Raw genomic sequence first — 18,954 nt, 5'->3', positions numbered from 1 at the left:
CCTGATCGGGCGCCGTGCGTGGAAGGCTTTTATCGCTCTGTCACCGATATTTAAACCTGTATGTTGATTCTTATATTCGCGTTATATCAGTTTTTTCTTACCTTTGTCCTTATGAACCGATTTTATACTTCCGTTGAGATGCCCGAAGGGTTGCCGCGCTTTTCGCAACGCGACCGCCTGCTGCTGATGGGCTCCTGCTTCGCCACGAATATCGGCGCGAGGCTGGTAGAGGCAAAGTTTGCCTGCGACGTCAACCCCTACGGGGTGCTCTATAACCCGCTTTCCCTCTCGGCCGCCCTGCGCGAGGCGATGGACGGGAAGGTGTATGCCGAGGGCGATCTGTACGCGTACGGCGGATTGTGGCACAGCCCGATGCACCACGGCGACTTCTCCGCACCGACGGCCGGCGAGGCGCTGGCACGCATCCGGGCGCGGCTGGAGGCTTTGCAGGCAGAGCTGGCAGGGCTGGACGCGCTGGTGCTGACGTGGGGAACGGCCTGGGTGTACGAGGACGCGCAGACGGGGCGCATCGTGGGCAACTGCCACAAGCGGCCCGAGCGTTGCTTCCGCCGCCGGCGACTGACGGTGGAGGAGGTGACGGCCGACTGGCTCGACCTGATCGGCGCGTTGAGGGCCCGCAATCCGCGCCTCCGGGTGCTGGTTACCGTGAGCCCCATCCGCCACATCCGCGACGGCCTGCATGCCAACCAGCTGAGCAAGGCTACTCTGCTGCTGGCAGCCGACGCGCTGGTGGAGGCTCTGCCCGATGTCGTGGGCTACTTCCCCGCCTACGAACTGCTGACGGACGAGCTGCGCGACTACCGCTTCTATGCGGCCGACATGGTGCATCCGGCCGACGTGGCGGTGGACTACGTGTGGGAGCGCTTCTGCGACGTCTGTCTGACGGACGAGGCACGGCGGGTGATTGGCGAATGTGACGCCATCCGTAAGGCCTTAGCGCACAAACCTTTCCGTCCGGACTCGGAAGCGTATAAGAATTTTTTAGAACAAATATTGTTAAAAATAGACCGACTTAACGAAAAATACCCGTACTTAGACTTCGAAAAAGAGAGAACAACATGTCGTATTCGATTGAAAAAATAGCAGAACTGATCGGAGCCCGACGCATCGGCGAGGCTCCGGCTACCATCGACTGGCTGTTGACCGACAGCCGTTCGTTGAATTTTCCTGAGGAAACTTTGTTTTTCGCCCTCCCTGCCAAGCGCAACACGGGAGCCAACTATATACCTGAACTCATCGAGCGGGGCGTACGCTGCTTTGTGGTGAGCGAGGAAGAGTACCAGAAAAATGAAGAATTAAGAATGAAGAATGAAGAATTAAGAATGAAGAATGAAGAATTGGCTGTAAAGGATGAAAATTCTTCATTCGGAAGCAAGGCTTCCATTCTTCATTCTTCATTGAATTTCCTGCTTGTTCCTTCGCCCCTGAAGGCCCTGCAGAAGTTGGCCGAGCAGCACAGGGCGCAGTTCAGCATCCCTGTAGTGGGCATTACGGGCAGCAACGGCAAGACGGTGGTGAAGGAGTGGCTCCACCAGCTGTTGGGCGACGACCGGCGCATCGTCCGCTCGCCGCGCAGCTACAACTCGCAGATCGGCGTGCCCCTGTCCGTGTGGCAGATGAGCGAAGACGACGAGCTGGCCATCTTTGAGGCAGGCATTTCCCAGCCGGGCGAAATGCGGGCGCTGGAGGCCATCATCAAGCCTACCATCGGCATCCTGACCAACATCGGAGGGGCGCATCAGGAAAACTTCTTCTCGTTGCAGGAGAAGTGCATGGAGAAGCTGACGTTCTTCAAGAACTGCGACGTGCTGATATACAACGGCGACGACGAATTCATCTGCAACTGTGTGGCCAAGTCGTTGCTCTCGGCCCGTGAGATAGCCTGGAGCCGCAAGGACCCCGAGCGGCCGCTCTTCATTTCGAAGGTCGAGAAGGGGGACAACTGTACGCTGATAGCCTACCGCTATCTGGATATGGACAACCAGTTTACCTTGCCCTTCATCGACGACGCCTCCATCGAAAACTCCCTGAACTGCCTGGCCGCCTGCCTCTACCTGATGCTGCCGCCGCAGAAGATATCGGAGCGGATGGCACGGCTGGAGCCGGTGGCCATGCGCCTGGAGGTGAAGGAAGGCAAGAACGGCTGCCTGCTCATCAACGACAGCTACAACAGCGACCTCGGCTCGCTGGACATCGCCCTCGACTTTCAGTACCGCCGTTCGCAAGACAAGGGGCTGAAGCGTACGCTCATCCTGTCGGACATCCTGGAGACGGGGCAGAATGCCCCCACGCTGTATCGCCGTGTGGCCCAGCTGGCAAGCAGCCGCGGCGTGGAGCGCATCATCGGCGTGGGGCCGAACATCTCTTCCTGTGCCGACTGCTTCTCCATCGAGAAGTCTTTCTATCCCGATACGAAGGCGTTGTTGCAGGCCATTGCCCGCAAGGAGCTGACGTTGGAGAAGGAGCTGATACTCATCAAGGGGGCGCGCAAGTTCGGCTTCGACGCTCTGAGCGAGGCCCTTGAAAAGAAGGTGCACGAAACCATCCTGGAAGTGAACCTCGGGGCGATGGTGGCCAATCTGAACTACTACCGCAGCAAGTTGAAGCCCGAGACGAAAATGGTGTGCATGGTGAAGGCCTCGGCCTATGGGGCGGGTTCTTACGAGATAGCCAAGACGTTGCAGGAGCATCACGTGGATTATCTGGCCGTGGCCGTGGCCGATGAAGGTTCGGACTTGAGAAAGGCGGGCATCACGTCCAACATCCTCATCATGAACCCCGAAATGACAGCCTTCAAGACCATGTTCGACTACCAGCTGGAGCCCGAAGTGTACAGCTTCCACCTGCTGGAAGCCCTCATAAAGGAGGCGGAGAAAGAAGGAATCACGCATTTCCCCATCCACATCAAGCTGGATACGGGCATGCATCGCCTGGGCTTTGCGCCCGAGGACATACCGGAGCTGGTCAAGCGCCTGCGCGGACAGAATGCGGTGCTGGTGCGTTCGGTCTTCTCGCACCTGGTGGGGAGCGATTCGCCTGTGTTCGACAGCTTTACGCGGCGGCAGATCGAGACGTTCGAAGCGGCGGCCAAGGTGCTGCAGGATGCCTTCCCGCACAAGATATTGCGCCACATCTGCAACTCGGCGGGCATCGAACGCTTCCCCGGCGCGCAGTTCGACATGGTGCGGCTCGGCATCGGCCTGTATGGCATCAACCCGATAGACAACTCGATATTGCACAACGTAAGCACGCTGAAGACAACCATCCTGCAGATACACGACGTGCCGCAGGAAGATACCGTGGGCTACAGCCGCAAGGGGCATCTGGAGCGCCCGTCGCGCATCGCCGCCTTGCCCATCGGATATGCCGACGGCCTCAACCGCCGTCTGGGCAACGGGCATGCCTATTGCCTGGTGAACGGACATCGGGCACCCTACGTGGGCAACATCTGCATGGACGTGTGTATGATAGATGTGACGGACATCGATTGCAAGGAGGGCGACCCGGTGGAGATCTTTGGCGACCATCTGCCTGTGACCGTTCTCTCCGATGTGCTCGAAACCATTCCTTACGAAGTGTTGACGAGCGTATCGACGCGTGTCAAGCGGGTGTATTTTCAAGACTGACAGTCCTTGGATAATTGGGCAATGAATTTTGTATTTTTCGCGGTTTACATTATCTTTGTCCCACACAAATCATATAAAAAGTAAAAGAAATAACCATGACTAATTTACTCTTATTGGGATTTTTGCCCAGCGGCTCGGAATGGATTATTATCGCAGTGATTATCCTGCTGCTCTTCGGCGGCAAGAAGATACCCGAACTGATGAAAGGGCTGGGCAAAGGCGTGAAGAGTTTCAAGGAAGGCGTGAACGAAGCCAAGGAAGAAATCAACAAGGCCAAGGACGACATCGACGCACCTGCCGACAAGGACAAGAAATGACCTGAAGCATGTCGGACGGCAAGGAACTGACCTTTTGGGAACATCTGGACGAACTGCGCAAGGTGCTTATCAGGGTGCTTTGCGTGTGGTTCGTGTTGGCTGTGGTCTATTTTGCGGCCATGCCCTATCTGTTCGACAAGGTAGTGTTGGCTCCCTGCAACAACGATTTCGTCTTCTATCACTTGTTGCGCTCCATCGGAGAGTATTTCCACCTGAAGGACGAGTTCTTTACGCAGGAGTTTCATGTAAAGTTGGTCAACATCAATCTGGCGGCTCCTTTTCTGATCCACATGTCCACCGCCTTCTGGATGTCGGTCGTGACGGCGGCTCCCTACCTGTTTTATGAAATATGGCGTTTTGTCAGTCCTGCCCTCTATCCCAATGAAATGCGTGGCGTGCGCAAGGCGTTGGGCATTGGGACGGTGATGTTCTTTGTGGGTGTCCTGCTGGGCTATTTCATGGTCTATCCGCTGACGTTGCGTTTCCTTTCCACCTATCAGCTCAGCGCGCTTGTCGAGAACCAGATTTCGCTGAACTCCTACATCGACAACTTTATGATGCTGATACTCTGCATGGGGGCGGCGTTCGAATTGCCGTTGGTGACGTGGTTGTTGTCCCTGCTGGGCATCGTGCACAAGCGGTTGTTGCGCAAGTATCGCCGTCATGCGGTGGTGCTGATCGTCATTGTGGCAGCGGTCATTACCCCTACGGGCGACCCCTTTACGCTGGCCGTCGTATCCATCCCCCTCTATTTGCTTTACGAGTTGAGCATCCTGATGATCAAGGACAAACCTGCTGATGAGGAAGCAGAAAAGGAAGAATAGACAGGTTTTATCTAATTTAACGGACAACGGGGAGGATTGGCATATTCTTTGCTTGGGGGTAGGCAGAATTGAATTTGATTGTTTAACCCTTAAAAAATGGAGGATTGCCTTATGGGAGCCGCAGGAAACAAAAAGCCAAAGAAACCCAAAGATAAGCATCATGTACCCGCTTACGAGAAGGAAGAAGCTCTGAGCGAAGCCAGCAAGAAGCCGAGAAATCAGAAGAAATGAGCATTGAACCCATTTCGGTCGTCCGTTTAGGGGAATAAAGGCGTAAAACCGCTTATTTATTTTTTATTCCTTTCGGTTTGCATTATCTTTGCTTTCATGAAGAATGAAGTGAAGGAATATTACGACCGACTGCTGGACGCTTGCAGGGACGATGTGCCCCTGGAAGTGTCTTATCGACAATTACGTGAACTGCTGGAGCAATTGTGCCATGCACAGATGGCAGACGGCAGTTTGCAGATGACCGACCTCTCCGCACGCATCAGCTACGTCGCGGCGAAAGTCGGCCTTTCTGTCAGGGAGCAGAACCGTCTGCACACCTTCCGCTTGACCTCCAACCGCGTACTCAATCATGAACAGGTGCCCCTGCGCGAGGATTTGCTTCGCGATGTGAAGACGCTGGCTTTCTTCATCAGGCTCCTGACGCAGGAGGACATCCCTTCCTCACTTTATCAGCTCCTTCCGCGAGCCGACGCTACGTATGTGGCGATGCCCTTGGGGCATCGGGTGAAGCGCATGCGTGTGTGTTTCCAATATTCAGACGAAACCTTTCTCTATGTACAGCCTCTTGACACCCTTTCGGACGAGTGGCTCAAGGTGCGCTACAACGTGCCCGATGTCAACGATGAGTTCAGCGAGACCTGTGCCTTGCTGTGGCGTCATGCGCAGGTCAATCTGCTGGATGTGGTAGTCGACGAGGAGGGCATACTGACTCCTTCGTTCATCATTCTCGAACCCGACTACCTGATCGATATCAGTTCGCTGGCCGAATGTTTCAAGGAGTATGGCCATCATCCCGCCAATTACGTCCTGGCCCGCCTTCAGCCATCGGACAATACGCGGCCGTTGCTGCTGGGTAACATTGCTAACCTTTTCCTGGACGAATGGATTCATGCCGAGGACGAGCCCGATTATTTGGCATGCATGAAGAAGGCTTTCCGCACCTATCCGCTGGAGTTGGCGGCTTGTGCGGAGTTGCGTGATGCGGCGAAGGAAAGGCAGTTCTTTGCCGACTGCCGCCTGCATTTCGACAATATCTGTCGGACGGTGAAGGATACCTTTCCTGCACCTGGGTATGGACTCGACCGAAAGGATGCCGTGCTGGAGCCTTCGTACGTTTGTGAAGCGTTGGGGTTGCAGGGCCGCCTCGACTACATGCAGCGCGACATGACGTCGTTCATCGAGATGAAGTCGGGCAAGGCCGACGAATATGCCATCCGCGGTAAGGTAGAACCCAAGGAAAACAATCGTGTGCAGATGTTGCTCTACCAGGCCATACTGGAGTATTCCATGGGGATGGATCACCGTCGGGTGAAGGCTTACCTGCTTTACACACGTTATCCGCTGCTCTATCCGGCCCGCCCCTCGTGGGCGATGGTGCGCAGGGTCATGAATGTGCGCAACCGCATTGTCGAGGCCGAGTATGCCGTCCAGTTGCGCAACAGCATGGAGTATACAGCAAACAAGTTCAAAGACTTGCGGCCCGATGTCTTGAACGAACGCAAGCTGGATGGCAAATTTTGGCGGGATTACCTGTGTCCGCCCATCCAGCACCTGTCTGAACGGTTGTCTGCCCTGTCGCCGTTGGAAAAAAAATATTTCTATACGCTCTACAATTTCATCACGAAGGAACTTTATACGTCGAAGTCGGGCGATGTGGAGGGATTGAGCCGCACGGGAGCCGCTTCTCTGTGGCTGGCGACGCTCGACGAGAAGTGCGAGGCGGGCGAAATCCTTTACGACCTGACCATTCAGGACAATCATGCCGCCGATGCCCATAAACCCTACCTACAGTTGGCGAGGAAGACGGGTAGGGAGGAGGTGCCTGCCAATTTTCGTGCGGGAGATGCTGTCGTCCTTTACGAGCGTAACGCCGAACAGGACAACGTGGCCAATAAAATGGTGTTCAAGGGGAATATAGAATACATATCCGAGCAGACCCTCCGCCTGCGCCTGCGTGCTTCGCAACAGAATGCGGGAGTGTTGCCGATGGACAGCCGCTATGCGGTGGAGCACGATTTTATGGATACCTCTTTCCGCAGCATGTATCAGGGGCTTTCGGCATTTCTTTCGGCACCCAAGCGGCGGCGTGACCTTTTGTTGGGTCAGCGTCCGCCCGCGTTCGATGCGGTGTCTGACGAGGCGATACGGGCTTGTCCCGATGATTTTGCACGTATTATTCTCAAGGCAAAGGCTGCCCGCGATGTCTTTTTGTTGATAGGTCCTCCTGGTACGGGGAAAACTTCACGTGCCTTGCGGGGCATGGTAGAGGCTTTCTACGGAGAGGGGAAGCAGATTTTGCTCATGTCCTATACCAATCGGGCGGTAGACGAAATCTGCAAGACGCTTTCGGCCATCGGACCTTCCGTCGACTACATCCGCATCGGCAGCGAACTGGCTTGTGAGGAGGCCTATCGTCCGCATCTGATAGAGAATGTGTTGGAAGTGTGTGCCAACCGTCGTGAAGTACAGGCGCGCATCGCCCGTTGCCGGATCTTTGTAGGGACGGTAGCCACTCTTTCGGCCAAGCCGGACCTTTTCCGTCTGAAGCATTTCGATGTAGCCATCGTGGACGAGGCCACACAGATTTTGGAACCCCAACTGCTGGGGCTTCTCTGTACTTGTGGTGAGGAGGGGCGGGAGGCCATCGACAAATTTATCCTGATAGGCGACCATAAACAATTGCCTGCCGTCGTGCAGCAACCTTCCGACCAGTCGGAGGTCTGTGATGAAGAATTGAGAAGCGTGGGGGTGTACAATCTGAAGGACTCCTTGTTCGAACGTCTGTACCGCCACCTGTCTGCCCATCATAAGGCTGAGGGACGCGATGCCTTTCTTTTCGAGCCGGCTTACGACATGCTTTGCCGTCAGGGGCGCATGAACGAGGAGGTGGCTTTGTTTCCCAGTCGGGCTTTCTATGGTGGATTGCTGGAGCCGATTGGCCTGCCTCACCAGCATGGGTGTCTGGCGTTGGCGCCTGGTTTGGAGCATCATCCGCTGGCATCTGTGCTGACCCGCCGGGTGGCTTTTTTGCCTTCGGTGGCAGGGCCTGCCAGCCAGTCGGTAAAAATGAATCAGTCGGAAGCCTGTATTGTCGCCCGTCTGGCGGATGCCGTCTACAGGCAATACACGGCTTTGGGCGATTTCTCTCCGCAAACTACCTTGGGGGTCATTACGCCCTATCGGAGTCAGATTGCCCTCATTCGGAAAGAAATTGAAGCATTGGGAATCGCTGAGCTGGACGACATCCTGGTCGATACAGTGGAGCGCTTTCAGGGCAGTGAACGCGATGTCATCATTTATTCTTTTTGTGTGAACCGTCCCTATCAATTGAAGTTCCTGGCTAATCTGACCGAAGACAATGGGGTACTGGTCGACCGTAAACTGAACGTGGCTCTCACCCGTGCCCGAAAACAAATGTTCATTGTGGGAGTGCCCGAATTGTTGGAATTGAATCCAATCTATGCTGATTTGCTTCGTTTTTGCAAAAATTAAAGCCGAAATGTTATGGGCTTATAAGAATATTTACTATTTTTGCGACACGTTTTTTTCATAGAGATTTAGATTTAAGGTTAGAAGAATTGTGGAAGTCGTGAGACTTCCCTTTTTTTTGCCCTTTCCCTTCTTGGGGATGTTTTTTAATCCATATGAATCAAAGAGGCTGCATCAGGAGTCGGACGTCTTTTTGTCGTCCTCTGCTGATGCAGCCTCTTTTTTATTGGGGGACAAGGATCGTTGCTTAGTCGAGTACGATGGGTTTGTACTTCGGTACCAGTATCTTCATGATACACCAGCCGATGAGATAGGCGACGGCGCAGATGCAGAAGATGATGAAGTAACCGGCCGGCTTGCCTTCGAATCCCATGAACTGCATGGCCGGCTGGACGTATTCAGCGCCTTGGGCCAGCAGGGCTTTCGTCATTTCCACTTCCTGTCCGTCCACCATGGTCGTACCGGCAGCATAGGTAAACAGCATACCCGAACCTTTGTTGATGAGGTAGGAACCGATACCGCCCGCCATTCCTCCCAAGCCGATGATGGTAGCCACGGCACTGTTGGGGAACATGTCGCTGCCCACTGAATAGATATTGGCCGACCAGGACTGATGGGCTGCACCCGCTATACCGATGATGATGATGGGGAACCAGTAGGAGTATTCGCCCAAGGGCTGTGCAAACAGGGCCAGCAGCGGGAACAGAGCGAAGATGAACATGGCGCGCATGCGGGCAGCGTATGGGTTTAGGCCTGTCTTGTTGATGATGATGGTAGGCAGCTTGCCGCCGTAGATGGACAACATGGTGATGGCATAGAGCACGAATATCAGCAGCTGGGCTGTCCCGCTGTCGGACGAGAAGCCATAGACGTCCGAGATATAGGCGGGAGTCCAGAAGAGGAAGAACCACCACACACCATCGGTCATGAACTTACCTATGGCTACGGCCCATGCCTGCGGGTACTTCAGACATTCCCAAAGGCTCATTTTCCGTTCTTCTTTCGGAGAAGCGGCAGTTTCCTGTTTTTCGACCTGTTTGTCCTGATGGATGTAAGCCAGCTCGGCAGCATTGACACGCGGATTGCCTTCGGGCTTCTTGTACAGGAATACCCACATCCCCATCCAGATGAAGCCCAATCCACCGATGACGATAAAGGCCATTTCCCAGCCGTTGCCGATGCCGATGCCTTGGAAGTAGCGGGCCAGCGAGGGGATGCTGACAGGAGCTACCAGTGCTCCGATGGTAGAGCCGGCATTGAAGATGGAAGTTGCGAAAGCGCGGTCTTTCTTGGGGAAGTATTCAGCCGTCACTTTAATGGCGGCGGGGAAGTTGCCTGCCTCACCGATACTCAGCACGATACGTGCGGCGATGAAGAAGTAGACACTCGTGATGGCAATGGTGGAGGCTACCGCGCCGGTGGCTGAAATCATTTCGGCTGCATCGTGGATGCCTACCACGTGTTCGGTGGCCCAGCCGCAGACGGCATGGAGGCAGGCGCCGAGCGACCAGATGAAGATGGCCCAGAGGTAGCCTTTCTTGGTGCCCATCCAGTCGATGAAACGGCCGGCAAACAGGTTGGCGATGGCATAAACCAGGGAGAATATGGCGGTAATGTCACCGTAATGGGCGTCCGTCCAGTGAAATTCGGGGGCGATGAAGTCTTTCCAGGTCAGTGACAGCACCTGGCGGTCCAGATAGTTGACCGTTGTTGCAAAAAATAACATGGCGCAGATGGTCCAGCGGTAGTTGGTCATCTTGCCCACAGCTTGTTGGAATGTACTCATGATAATAGATTTAGTTTTTATTTTGTGCAAAAATAGCAGTTCTGAAAACAAGTCTTTGTGCAAAAATTGGTTGAATCTTTGCACAAAGTGATACAAACAAGCATGAGCCGGAGCCCATGCTTGTTTATAGAGTGTCAGGAGAGGGTTATCTCATTTCCTGATAAGTGATCTTGTCCATGTCGCCATAGTCCAGATTTTCTCCGGCCATACCCCAGATGAACATGTAGTTGCTGGTGCCGGCTGCGGCGTGGATTGACCATTCGGGTGACATGACGGCCTGTTCGTTCTGCATCCAGATGAGGCGGTTCTCCTGCGGTTCACCCATGAGGTGGCAGATGGAGTTGCCTGCCGGTACGTTGAAGTAGAAGTAGGCTTCGATGCGGCGGCTGTGTGTGTGGGCCGGCATGGTGTTCCATACGCTGCCCGGCTTCAGTTCGGTCAGACCCATCTGCAACTGGCAGGGACCTTCTTCCAACACATTGTTGACAATCAGCTGGTTGATGACGCGGTCGTTGCTTTCTTCCATCTTGCCTGCGGGGAAGGAGTTGGCCTTCAGCGAGCCCTTGCGGCCGTCGATGGTGATGAGCTGCGTCTTGTATTCCTTATGGGCTGTAGCCGAGTTGATGTAGAACTTGGCCGGGTTGGAAGCGTCCTTGCTCTTGAAGGTCACTTTCTGCTTGCCTCTTCCCACGTAGAGGGCTTCCTTGAAGTTCAGGGTATATTCCTTGCCGTCTACGGTTACGATGCCTTCACCGCCGATGTTGATGACACCCAGCTCTCTTCTTTCCAGGAAGTATTTGGCTTTCAGCGGGTCGATGGTCTCGAGCACCAGTTCCTTCTGTACAGGCATGGCGCCGCCGAAGATGAAGCGGTCGTACATGGAGTAGGTGACGTTGATTTCGTCGGGTACCATTACTTTTTCCATCAGGAAACTGCTGCGCAGACGATTGGTGTCGTACGTCTTGACATCTTGGGGGTTGCAGGCTACCTGCATTTTGTAGTTCACTTGGGAATTGGCCGATAAGGCTGCTGCACTTAACATCATTGCAATTGCTAATTTTTTCATATTCGATTTTATAATAATTGATTAATATCCTGTTTTTCCTGATTTCATCAGGCTGCCTGCTTGGCTTCTTTCTCGCTGCGGATGATGGTGCGGCGGTTGACCAGCATCAGCACGATGGCTATCAGCGTGAGCAGGCCGGCACCTACATACGAGAGTTTGACGCCCCGGTAGATGGTCCATCCGAAGAAGGAGGAAGCGAAGTCGAGGGCACCGCCCGAGAATCCGTCGGGAATGTGTGCGGCGGGGTCATGGGTTTCGGCATATACCTGGTTGGCGGCCATCGTGAAGTCGGGTGCCATGTCGGTCACGAAGTAGAGGCCGATGATGAGCGTCACCAGGCCGACGATCAGTGTCTTCAGTACGTTACCCTTTGTGAAGGGAAGCACCATGGGGAAGAGGTAGAACATACCTGCCAGTGAGGCCAGCGGAAGGAACTGGTTGCCGGGGAGGAAGACGGCCAGCGCGAGGATGACCGGTATCAGGATGACGGATGCCACCAGCGTGGTGGGGTGTCCGATAACGAGGGCCGGACTCATGCCGATGTGCACCTTCTTGCCGTTGAACTTGTTCTTCACCAGTTCGGAAGTCTTTTCGGAGATGGGCTTCAGACCTTCGATGAAAAGGGAGGTGATGCGCGGGATGAGCTCCATTACGGCACCCATCGTGATGCCCAGGAAGAGAATCTTCTTGATGTCCAGCTGGGCGGCCCATCCAATGAGCATACCTACGATGACACCCAGCACGAGCGGCTCGCCTATCACGCCGAACTTCTTCTTCAGGCCGTCGGCGTCGATGTCCAGCTTGGAGAAGCCGGGTATCTTGTCCAGCGCCTTATTGATGAGGATGGCGAATGGAGTGAAGCTCTGGCAGAACGGCTGGGGAATGGAGATGCCGTCCAGGTCGTAGTATTTCTGGAACTTGTCTGCCGTGAGGTCGGCGCACACCAGCGTGATGACGTAGCAGACGATGGCGGCGAAGTAGCCCCAAGCCAGGCTCTCACCGGTCACGAAGTAGGCCACGGCACCGATGAAGGCGAAGTGCCAGTAGTTCCACAAGTCGATGTTCACCGTCCGTGTGGTCTTGGTGATGAGCATCAGCAGGTTCACGCCCAGGCAGATGGGGATGATCAAAGCACCGACGGCCGTGTTGTAGGCTACGGCGGCAGCGGCGGGCCAGCCCATGTCGAATACGTTCAGTTGCAGGTGGTAGAGGTCGGAAATGGCTTTCAGGGGATTGTCGAAGTTGTTGGTCAGCAGGGCGGTGACTACACCCAAACCCACGAAACCGACACCCACGCAGAGGCCCGATTTCAGTGCCTTTCCGAATTTCATCCCGATACACAAACCGATAATTGTAAAGATAATGGGCATCATGACCGATGCTCCCAGGCCGATGATATAGCCGAATACTTGTTCCATTCTTTTTTGTTTTTGATATGATTACATTGATGTTTTACGATGGTATGAATTAAATTGCGGTGTCAAATTTAGCTCTTTTCTTGATTAATCAAAAGAGAAAGCCTTTAATTATTGGAAAAAAGGACGATTTTGCACATTTTTTGTCGTTTGCGTGCACGAAATTGCTCGTTCTCGCACACGAAAACCAAATAATGCACCATCTCTACCGAAAAAATACACAAGTCTTTGGAGGGAAACCGTTACTTTTGTTTCTTGAAATGAAACATGTCTGATACCCGTAAAGATTGAACGCATGAAACAAAAGTCTCTTTGCCGGCGAAGCAAGGCCGGTTTGTCCTGTTTTTATCCTTGGATGTGGATGTTGCTCCTGTGGTTGGGAGGAAGTCTGCCGTCTGTGGCTGCCGGGCAGTGGAAAGATACGATTGTGGTGGCGCGCGACGGTTCGGGCGACTACCGGACGCTGACGGAGGCCATGGAAGGTATCCGTGCCTTCATGGACTATCGGGTGACGGTGCTCGTCAGGAACGGGTTCTACAAGGAGAAGGTGGTCGTGCCCTCGTGGTTGCAGAATGTGGACTTTGTGGGCGAGAGCTGCGAAGGTACCGTCATCTCCTACGACGACCATGCTAACATCGATGCGATGGGCACTTTCCGCACCTATACGCTGAAGGTGGAAGGCAACGGCATCACCTTCCGGAACCTGACCATCGAGAACAATGCGGCTCCCCTGGGGCAGGCGGTGGCCCTCCATACCGAGGGCGACAGGCTGGTGTTTGTCCGTTGCCGCCTGTTGGGCAATCAGGACACGGTCTATACGGGGGTAGCGGGCACGCGCCTCTACTTCAAGGACTGCTATATCGAAGGCACTACCGACTTCATCTTCGGCCCCTCGACGGCCTTGTTCGAAGACTGCGTGCTGCACAGCAAACGCAATTCCTACATCACGGCTGCCTCTACTCCATCCGACGTGGCGGTGGGCTATGTGTTCAGGAATTGCCGTCTGACGGCGGCCGAAGGGGTCGACAAGGTTTATTTGGGCCGCCCCTGGCGACCCTATGCGGCTACGGTCTTCATCGGTTGCGAGCTGGGGAAGCACATCTGCTCTGCCGGTTGGGACAACTGGCGCAACGCCGCCAACGAGAAGACGGCCCGCTATGCCGAATATGGCAATCGTGGCGAGGGAGCGGCGCTGGACGGCCGTGTGAAGTGGGCGCACCTCCTCAGTGCCGAAGAGGCGGCCCGATATACTGACTGGAAGTACATCTTCGGGCGTTGCAGCGACTGGCTTCCCGAGGATGTCCCGGCCGGCCGTTGATTTTTTTCCAGTTGCGGAAAACTTTCTCGCCAACTGGGGAATCTTATTTTGCTGACTGACTAACAATGATAAACGTATGAAAAACAAACTGACCATTCTGCTGGGCCTGCTTCTGCTGCTCTCGGCTTTCACGACGGAGAAGCGGGTCATCACCATTTTCACCATCGGCGACTCTACCATGGCCAACAAGCCCCTCGAGGGCGGCAATCCGGAAAGGGGCTGGGGACAGATGCTGCCGCGCTACTTCACGGAGGACGTCGTGATAGACAACCGGGCCGTGAACGGGCGCAGCACGAAGAGCTTCATCGACGAAGGCCGCTGGGACCAGGTACTGGCGCAACTGAAGAAGGGCGACTATGTCTTCATCCAGTTCGGACACAACGACGAGAAGTCCGACCCCAAACGGCATACCGAGCCGGGCGGCACCTTCGACGCCAACCTGAAACGCTTCGTCCTCGAGGCGCGTGCCAAGGGGGCCATCCCTGTCCTGTTCAACTCCATCGTCCGCCGCAACTTCGGTGAAGCCAATGCCGAGGCAGTGGCCTTGGCCGTCGCTCAGGACGATGTCCGCGAGGGTGTCTGGGAGAATCGAGCCGCCCGTAGCGGGCAGGAGGGTGTCTGGCTCAGAGACACGCACGGAGCCTACCTGGATTCTCCCCGCAACGTGGCTCGCGAGCTCGACGTGCCTTTTGTGGACCTAAACCGCGCCACGCACCGGCTGGTGGAGGAGATGGGCCCCGAAGACTCGAAGCAGCTCTTCGTCTGGGTGGCACCCCGCACGGTGCCCGCCCTGCCCGACGGTCGCCAGGACAACACCCATCTGAATGTACGGGGTGCCTCCATCGTGGCTCGTATGGCTGCCGACGAGGTGGTGAAGGTGGTGCCTGAGCTGGCCAAATACCGTCGTCAGTACGACTTTGTGGTGGCGAAGGACGGTTCGGGCGACTTCTTTACCATCCAGGAGGCCATCGATGCCGTGCCCGACTTCCGCAAGAATGTCCGCACTACCATCCTGGTGCGCAAGGGCGTTTATAAGGAAAAGCTGGTGGTACCGCCCAGCAAGATCAATCTTTCGCTGGTGGGCGAGGAGGGAGCTGTCCTCACCTGCGACGACTATGCCGACAAGCCGAACTGTTTCGGTGAGAAGACGGGTACCTCCGGCTCCGCTACCTGCTACCTTTATGCGCCCGACTGCTACGTCGAGAACCTGACGTTCGAGAACTCCTCGGGCCCCGTGGGGCAGGCGGTGGCGTGCTTCGTCAGTGCCGACCGCGTCTACTTCAAGCACTGCCGCTTCCTGGGTTTCCAAGATACACTCTATACCTATGGCAAGGGTTGCCGCCAATATTACGAGGATTGCTACATCGAAGGGACGGTGGACTTCATCTTCGGATGGTCTACGGCGGTCTTCGACCGTTGCCACATCCATAGCAAGGGCAACGGCTACGTCACCGCTCCTTCCACCGACCAGGGACAACGCTATGGCTACGTCTTCTACGATTGCCGGCTGACGGCCGACGAAGGAGTGGACCGCGTCTACTTGTCGCGTCCGTGGCGGCCCTATGCGCAGGCGGTGTTCGTGCGTTGCGACTTGGGCGCACATATCCTGCCCGAAGGATGGAACGACTGGGACAAGAAAGATGTGGACAAAACCGTCTTCTATGCCGAATACCAGAGTCGGGGCGCGGGAGCTTGTCCGGAGAAACGTGCCTCCTTCTCCCGCCAGTTGGAGACTTTGGACGGCTACTCCATCGAAGAAGTCCTGGCGGGTGAAGACGGATGGAACCCCGTGAAGAACGGCAATGCCCTGCTGGACATTCGTCGATGAGGCCGGCAACCGACGGAAATCAGATTGTCACCGACGGCCTCATTCGATGGGCAAAAAGAAAGGAAACGTCCCTTTTGGCTGACCCGCCCTTTCTTCGGAAACGGCCAACGGGAAGGAAAATCGGGAGAAAAACGGCTTCCGAGGTTCCGGAAAGCAGGCTTTCTATCGTCAGAAGGTATGTTTTCTGTCATCAGAACGTAGGTTTTGGCACATGAAAAAGTATGTTTTAGGTAAAATAATAGTATGTTTTCAGGGTATAAAGTGGCACATTTCGTTCGTAAAGTGCCACTTTAGCTTTGTAAAGTGGACTTTTCCCGTGGCAAGACCTGGGAAAGGGCTTGGTTGGACATCTGCTTTATTTGTCAAGATTTCGCTATCTGCCTGTGCAGTAGCTAGTAAGCCCCGTTGGCCTTCGTCCGTTGACATCGGCCTTGCCTTGCGGCCGAAAGAAGCGATTCTCAGGCGGTTGGAAAATCAAAGTGTCATTTTGTAAAAGTGCAATATTCGTGAATCCTTAAAGATAAAAGTAAAGATGAAGAAGAGATGGTTGTTTTTTGTAGCATGGGCCTGCACCCTTCTGCCCTTGCTGGCCGAGAATTATCCGTATCGGAGTGACGTGTTGTGGGTCACCGTGCCCGATCATGCCGACTGGACCTACCGGACGGGCGAGAAGGCCCGTGTAGAGGTGCAGCTCTACCGGTATGGCATTCCGCAGGACGGCGTGACGGTGAGTTATGAACTTGGAGGCGACCTGATGCCGCCCGATGCGAAGGGCAGTGTGGTGTTGAAGGACGGCAGGGCCGTTGTCGACGTGGGTACGATGGATACGCCCGGCTTCCGTGATTGCCGTCTGACGGCCCGTGTGGGCGGCAAGACCTATCGCCACCACGTGAAGGTGGGCTTCTCGCCCGAGGATATCCGTCCCTACACGCAGATGCCTGCCGACTTCCAGGCGTTTTGGGAGAAGCAGAAGGCCGAGGCGGCCGCTTTCCCCCTGACCTATACCAAGGAGCTGGCTCCGGAATATTGTACGGACAAGGTGGATTGCTACCTGGTGAAGCTTCGGTTGAACTCCCGCGGGCAGGCGGTCTACGGCTACCTGTTCTACCCCAAGGACGCCCGTGCGGGCAGTTGCCCCGTGGTGCTATGTCCGCCGGGTGCGGGTATCAAGACCATCAAGGATCCGCTCCGCCACAAATACTACGCCGAGCAGGGCTGCATCCGTCTCGAAATGGAGATACACGGGCTGAACCCGACGATGTCCGACGAAGAGTTTCAGGAAATCAGCAACGCCTTCAACGGCCGCGAGAACGGCTATCTGATGAACGGGCTGGACAACAGGGATCATTATTACATGAAGCGGGTCTATCTGGCGTGCGTGCGCTGCATCGACCTGCTGACCTCCCTGCCCGAGTGGGACGGCCGGAACGTGATTGTGCAGGGTGGAAGCCAGGGCGGGGCCTTGGCGCTGGTTACGGCGGGGCTCGATGCCCGTGTGACGGCCTGTGTGGCCAATCATCCCGCCCTGAGCGACATGGCCGGCTATAAGGCAGGGCGTGCGGACGGCTATCCGCACTTCTCCCGTGTGAAAGGGATGGATACGCCCGAAAAGGTGCAGACGATGGCCTATTACGATGTGGTGAACTTTGCCCGCCTGGTCAAGGCCGACACCTTCCTGACGTGGGGATTCAACGACGACACCTGTCCTCCCACCACCAGCTATGCCGTCTACAACGTCCTGACGTGTCCGAAGGAAGCGCTGGTAACGCCCATCAACGAGCATTGGACGTCGGACGACACCGAACGCGGGCATCTGGAGTGGATCTTGAAGCACCTGAAGTAGTTCAGGGCTTCAGCCAGCGGTCGAAGAACGCGAGCACGGCCTGCTGCATCTCCCGGTTGAAAAAATGTGTCTCGTCCCACAGGCGGGTGACGAGGCGGTCGGAGGCGCCTTGGCTTTTCCACACACTCTGCATTTCCCGATAGGCATCGTTCACGCCCTCTACGGGGAACAGCTTGTCGCTCGTGCCGTTGAAGAGCAAGGTCGGTTTGGGGCAGGCGATGCTTGCCACGTGCGGATAGTCCAGGTAGCGGCGCAGGCCGGGTACCAGCATGGCGTAGGCCGAGCCGCCTTTGTTCTGGTTGTTGGTCGGTGTCATGAGGTATTCGGTGGTGTTCATCCAGCATACCGAGGCCGATGCGCGGACGGCATCGGTCAGTGCCCCGAGCATCCACGAGCGGTAGGCTCCCATCGAGAAGCCCAGGCAGCCCACGCGCTCCTTGTCCACGAAGGGCAGGGAGGCCAGGAACTCGGCGCTCCGCACGTCGTCCATGTGGATGAAGGCGCCCCACGAAGTCCCCATTTGCAGAAAGTTGGACGCCAGCGCCTGTTGGGCGTCGTAGCTGGCCCCCTCTTTCCGCCCGCGTTCTCCCCAGAGCAGGGCGTCGACGGCCAGCACCACATAGCCGTGGCGGGCCAGGTAGTCGCCCGTGTACTGGCCGTCATAGTATCGGTCGACCCACTGGTCGGCGTCTTTCATGACTTCGGGAGCGACGTGAAAGGGGCGTACCATCTTTTCCTTGCCGATGGAGAAGTGGGCGCCGTGGTCGTGAAGCAGGACGATGGCGGGGAAAGGTCCCTCGCCGTCGGGTATCAGCAGATAGGCCGGCACGCGGCACCATCCGGAGAGGTTGAACACAATCTTGCGCGCTTCGTAGCCCTCGCGGCGTTCGCGGTCGGTCACTTCCAGACCGTATGCCTCCGGTGCCGACGGGATGTTCTCCATGCATTCCATCAGCCGGTTGCGGGCGCGGACTTTCCACGCATCGAAGTCCGTTTCTTCCGCCTTTCCCCAGGCGAGGGGGAAGGTAAGCTGTTGTTTCATCTGGCGGTAGAAGACGGGCATGTTGCCGGTCACTTCGTAGGCGGTGCTGTCCGTCTGTGCGGAAGCGGTCAGCCAGGCGGAGAGAAGCAGGAGGAACGTGCTGAGGTATTTCATGATTTGACGGTTTTTCTGATGTTTTTTCTGACAG

General features: G+C 55.8%; 12 protein-coding genes. 8 read left to right on the top strand and 4 right to left on the bottom strand.

Annotated features, from left to right (window positions below):
- The first annotated feature begins 111 nt into the window (after nucleotides 1-111).
- From BQ7483_RS12065 to BQ7483_RS12040, 5 genes are all read left to right on the top strand, one after another.
- Complete coding sequence (locus BQ7483_RS12065) at nucleotides 112-1,104, top strand: GSCFA domain-containing protein (protein ID WP_072546047.1); 993 nt, start codon at nucleotides 112-114, stop codon at nucleotides 1,102-1,104.
- On the top strand, nucleotides 1,080-3,647 hold the full coding sequence (locus BQ7483_RS12060; protein WP_072546046.1) for a bifunctional UDP-N-acetylmuramoyl-tripeptide:D-alanyl-D-alanine ligase/alanine racemase: 2,568 nt from the start codon (nucleotides 1,080-1,082) through the stop codon (nucleotides 3,645-3,647). The genes BQ7483_RS12065 and BQ7483_RS12060 overlap by 25 nt, the downstream gene beginning before the upstream one ends.
- Nucleotides 3,648-3,742: 95 nt before the next feature.
- The gene (tatA, locus tag BQ7483_RS12055) at nucleotides 3,743-3,964 is read left to right on the top strand and encodes a twin-arginine translocase TatA/TatE family subunit (RefSeq protein ID WP_072546045.1); all 222 of its coding nucleotides are present in this window, start codon (nucleotides 3,743-3,745) and stop codon (nucleotides 3,962-3,964) included.
- Nucleotides 3,965-3,972: 8 nt separating this feature from the next.
- Nucleotides 3,973-4,788, top strand: coding sequence for a twin-arginine translocase subunit TatC (gene tatC, locus BQ7483_RS12050; RefSeq protein WP_072546044.1), 816 nt, complete (start codon nucleotides 3,973-3,975; stop codon nucleotides 4,786-4,788).
- Nucleotides 4,789-5,115: 327 nt separating this feature from the next.
- The gene (locus tag BQ7483_RS12040) at nucleotides 5,116-8,511 is read left to right on the top strand and encodes a DEAD/DEAH box helicase (protein WP_072546043.1); all 3,396 of its coding nucleotides are present in this window, start codon (nucleotides 5,116-5,118) and stop codon (nucleotides 8,509-8,511) included.
- Nucleotides 8,512-8,755: 244 nt separating this feature from the next.
- Here the strand turns inward: BQ7483_RS12040 and BQ7483_RS12035 are convergent, their stop codons facing one another.
- From BQ7483_RS12035 to BQ7483_RS12025, 3 genes are all read right to left on the bottom strand, one after another.
- Nucleotides 8,756-10,294, bottom strand: coding sequence for an MFS transporter (locus BQ7483_RS12035; protein WP_072546042.1), 1,539 nt, complete (start codon nucleotides 10,292-10,294; stop codon nucleotides 8,756-8,758).
- Nucleotides 10,295-10,439: 145 nt separating this feature from the next.
- Nucleotides 10,440-11,360, bottom strand: a complete 921-nt coding sequence (kduI, locus tag BQ7483_RS12030) for a 5-dehydro-4-deoxy-D-glucuronate isomerase (RefSeq protein ID WP_072546041.1) — start codon at nucleotides 11,358-11,360, stop codon at nucleotides 10,440-10,442.
- Nucleotides 11,361-11,407: 47 nt separating this feature from the next.
- Nucleotides 11,408-12,778 carry a PTS galactitol transporter subunit IIC gene (locus BQ7483_RS12025; RefSeq protein WP_072546040.1) on the bottom strand — a complete coding sequence of 457 codons (1,371 nt, stop codon included), beginning with the start codon at nucleotides 12,776-12,778 and terminating at the stop codon, nucleotides 11,408-11,410.
- A 352-nt stretch (nucleotides 12,779-13,130) separates the two neighbouring features.
- Between BQ7483_RS12025 and BQ7483_RS12020 the strand changes: the two genes are divergently transcribed.
- The 3 genes from BQ7483_RS12020 to BQ7483_RS12005 all read left to right on the top strand — a co-directional run bounded on the left by BQ7483_RS12020 (nucleotide 13,131) and on the right by BQ7483_RS12005 (nucleotide 17,764).
- A complete protein-coding gene (locus BQ7483_RS12020) occupies nucleotides 13,131-14,093 on the top strand; it encodes a pectinesterase family protein (RefSeq protein WP_072546039.1) in 963 nt (320 codons plus the stop codon).
- A gap of 76 nt (nucleotides 14,094-14,169) precedes the next feature.
- Nucleotides 14,170-15,921, top strand: a complete 1,752-nt coding sequence (locus BQ7483_RS12015) for a pectinesterase family protein (RefSeq protein ID WP_072546038.1) — start codon at nucleotides 14,170-14,172, stop codon at nucleotides 15,919-15,921.
- 532 nt (nucleotides 15,922-16,453) lie between these two features.
- Nucleotides 16,454-17,764 carry an acetylxylan esterase gene (locus tag BQ7483_RS12005; RefSeq protein WP_072546036.1) on the top strand — a complete coding sequence of 437 codons (1,311 nt, stop codon included), beginning with the start codon at nucleotides 16,454-16,456 and terminating at the stop codon, nucleotides 17,762-17,764.
- A gap of 1 nt (nucleotide 17,765) precedes the next feature.
- Here BQ7483_RS12005 and BQ7483_RS12000 read toward each other — a convergent pair whose 3' ends face one another.
- Entirely contained in the window at nucleotides 17,766-18,920 is a 1,155-nt protein-coding gene (locus BQ7483_RS12000) for a dienelactone hydrolase family protein (RefSeq protein ID WP_072546035.1), read from the bottom strand.
- Between the last annotated feature and the right edge of the window lie 34 nt (nucleotides 18,921-18,954).

It is taken from the genome of Mediterranea massiliensis (assembly GCF_900128475.1).
In the GTDB taxonomy this organism is placed as follows: Bacteria; Bacteroidota; Bacteroidia; order Bacteroidales; family Bacteroidaceae; genus Bacteroides; species Bacteroides massiliensis_E.
The sequence above is the reverse complement of the archived record's forward strand: the minus strand, read 5'-3'. Positions and strand labels throughout refer to the sequence as shown.

Bases quoted from the DNA above. Each gene is read 5' to 3' on its own strand.
- BQ7483_RS12065 (WP_072546047.1), top strand. From the start codon at position 112: ATGAACCGATTTTATACTTCCGTTGAGATGCCCGAAGGGTTGCCGCGC.
- BQ7483_RS12060 (WP_072546046.1), top strand. From the start codon at position 1,080: ATGTCGTATTCGATTGAAAAAATAGCAGAACTGATCGGAGCCCGACGC.
- tatA (WP_072546045.1), top strand. From the start codon at position 3,743: ATGACTAATTTACTCTTATTGGGATTTTTGCCCAGCGGCTCGGAATGG.
- tatC (WP_072546044.1), top strand. From the start codon at position 3,973: ATGTCGGACGGCAAGGAACTGACCTTTTGGGAACATCTGGACGAACTG.
- BQ7483_RS12040 (WP_072546043.1), top strand. From the start codon at position 5,116: ATGAAGAATGAAGTGAAGGAATATTACGACCGACTGCTGGACGCTTGC.
- BQ7483_RS12035 (WP_072546042.1), bottom strand. From the start codon at position 10,294: ATGAGTACATTCCAACAAGCTGTGGGCAAGATGACCAACTACCGCTGG.
- kduI (WP_072546041.1), bottom strand. From the start codon at position 11,360: ATGAAAAAATTAGCAATTGCAATGATGTTAAGTGCAGCAGCCTTATCG.
- BQ7483_RS12025 (WP_072546040.1), bottom strand. From the start codon at position 12,778: ATGGAACAAGTATTCGGCTATATCATCGGCCTGGGAGCATCGGTCATG.
- BQ7483_RS12020 (WP_072546039.1), top strand. From the start codon at position 13,131: ATGTGGATGTTGCTCCTGTGGTTGGGAGGAAGTCTGCCGTCTGTGGCT.
- BQ7483_RS12015 (WP_072546038.1), top strand. From the start codon at position 14,170: ATGAAAAACAAACTGACCATTCTGCTGGGCCTGCTTCTGCTGCTCTCG.
- BQ7483_RS12005 (WP_072546036.1), top strand. From the start codon at position 16,454: ATGAAGAAGAGATGGTTGTTTTTTGTAGCATGGGCCTGCACCCTTCTG.
- BQ7483_RS12000 (WP_072546035.1), bottom strand. From the start codon at position 18,920: ATGAAATACCTCAGCACGTTCCTCCTGCTTCTCTCCGCCTGGCTGACC.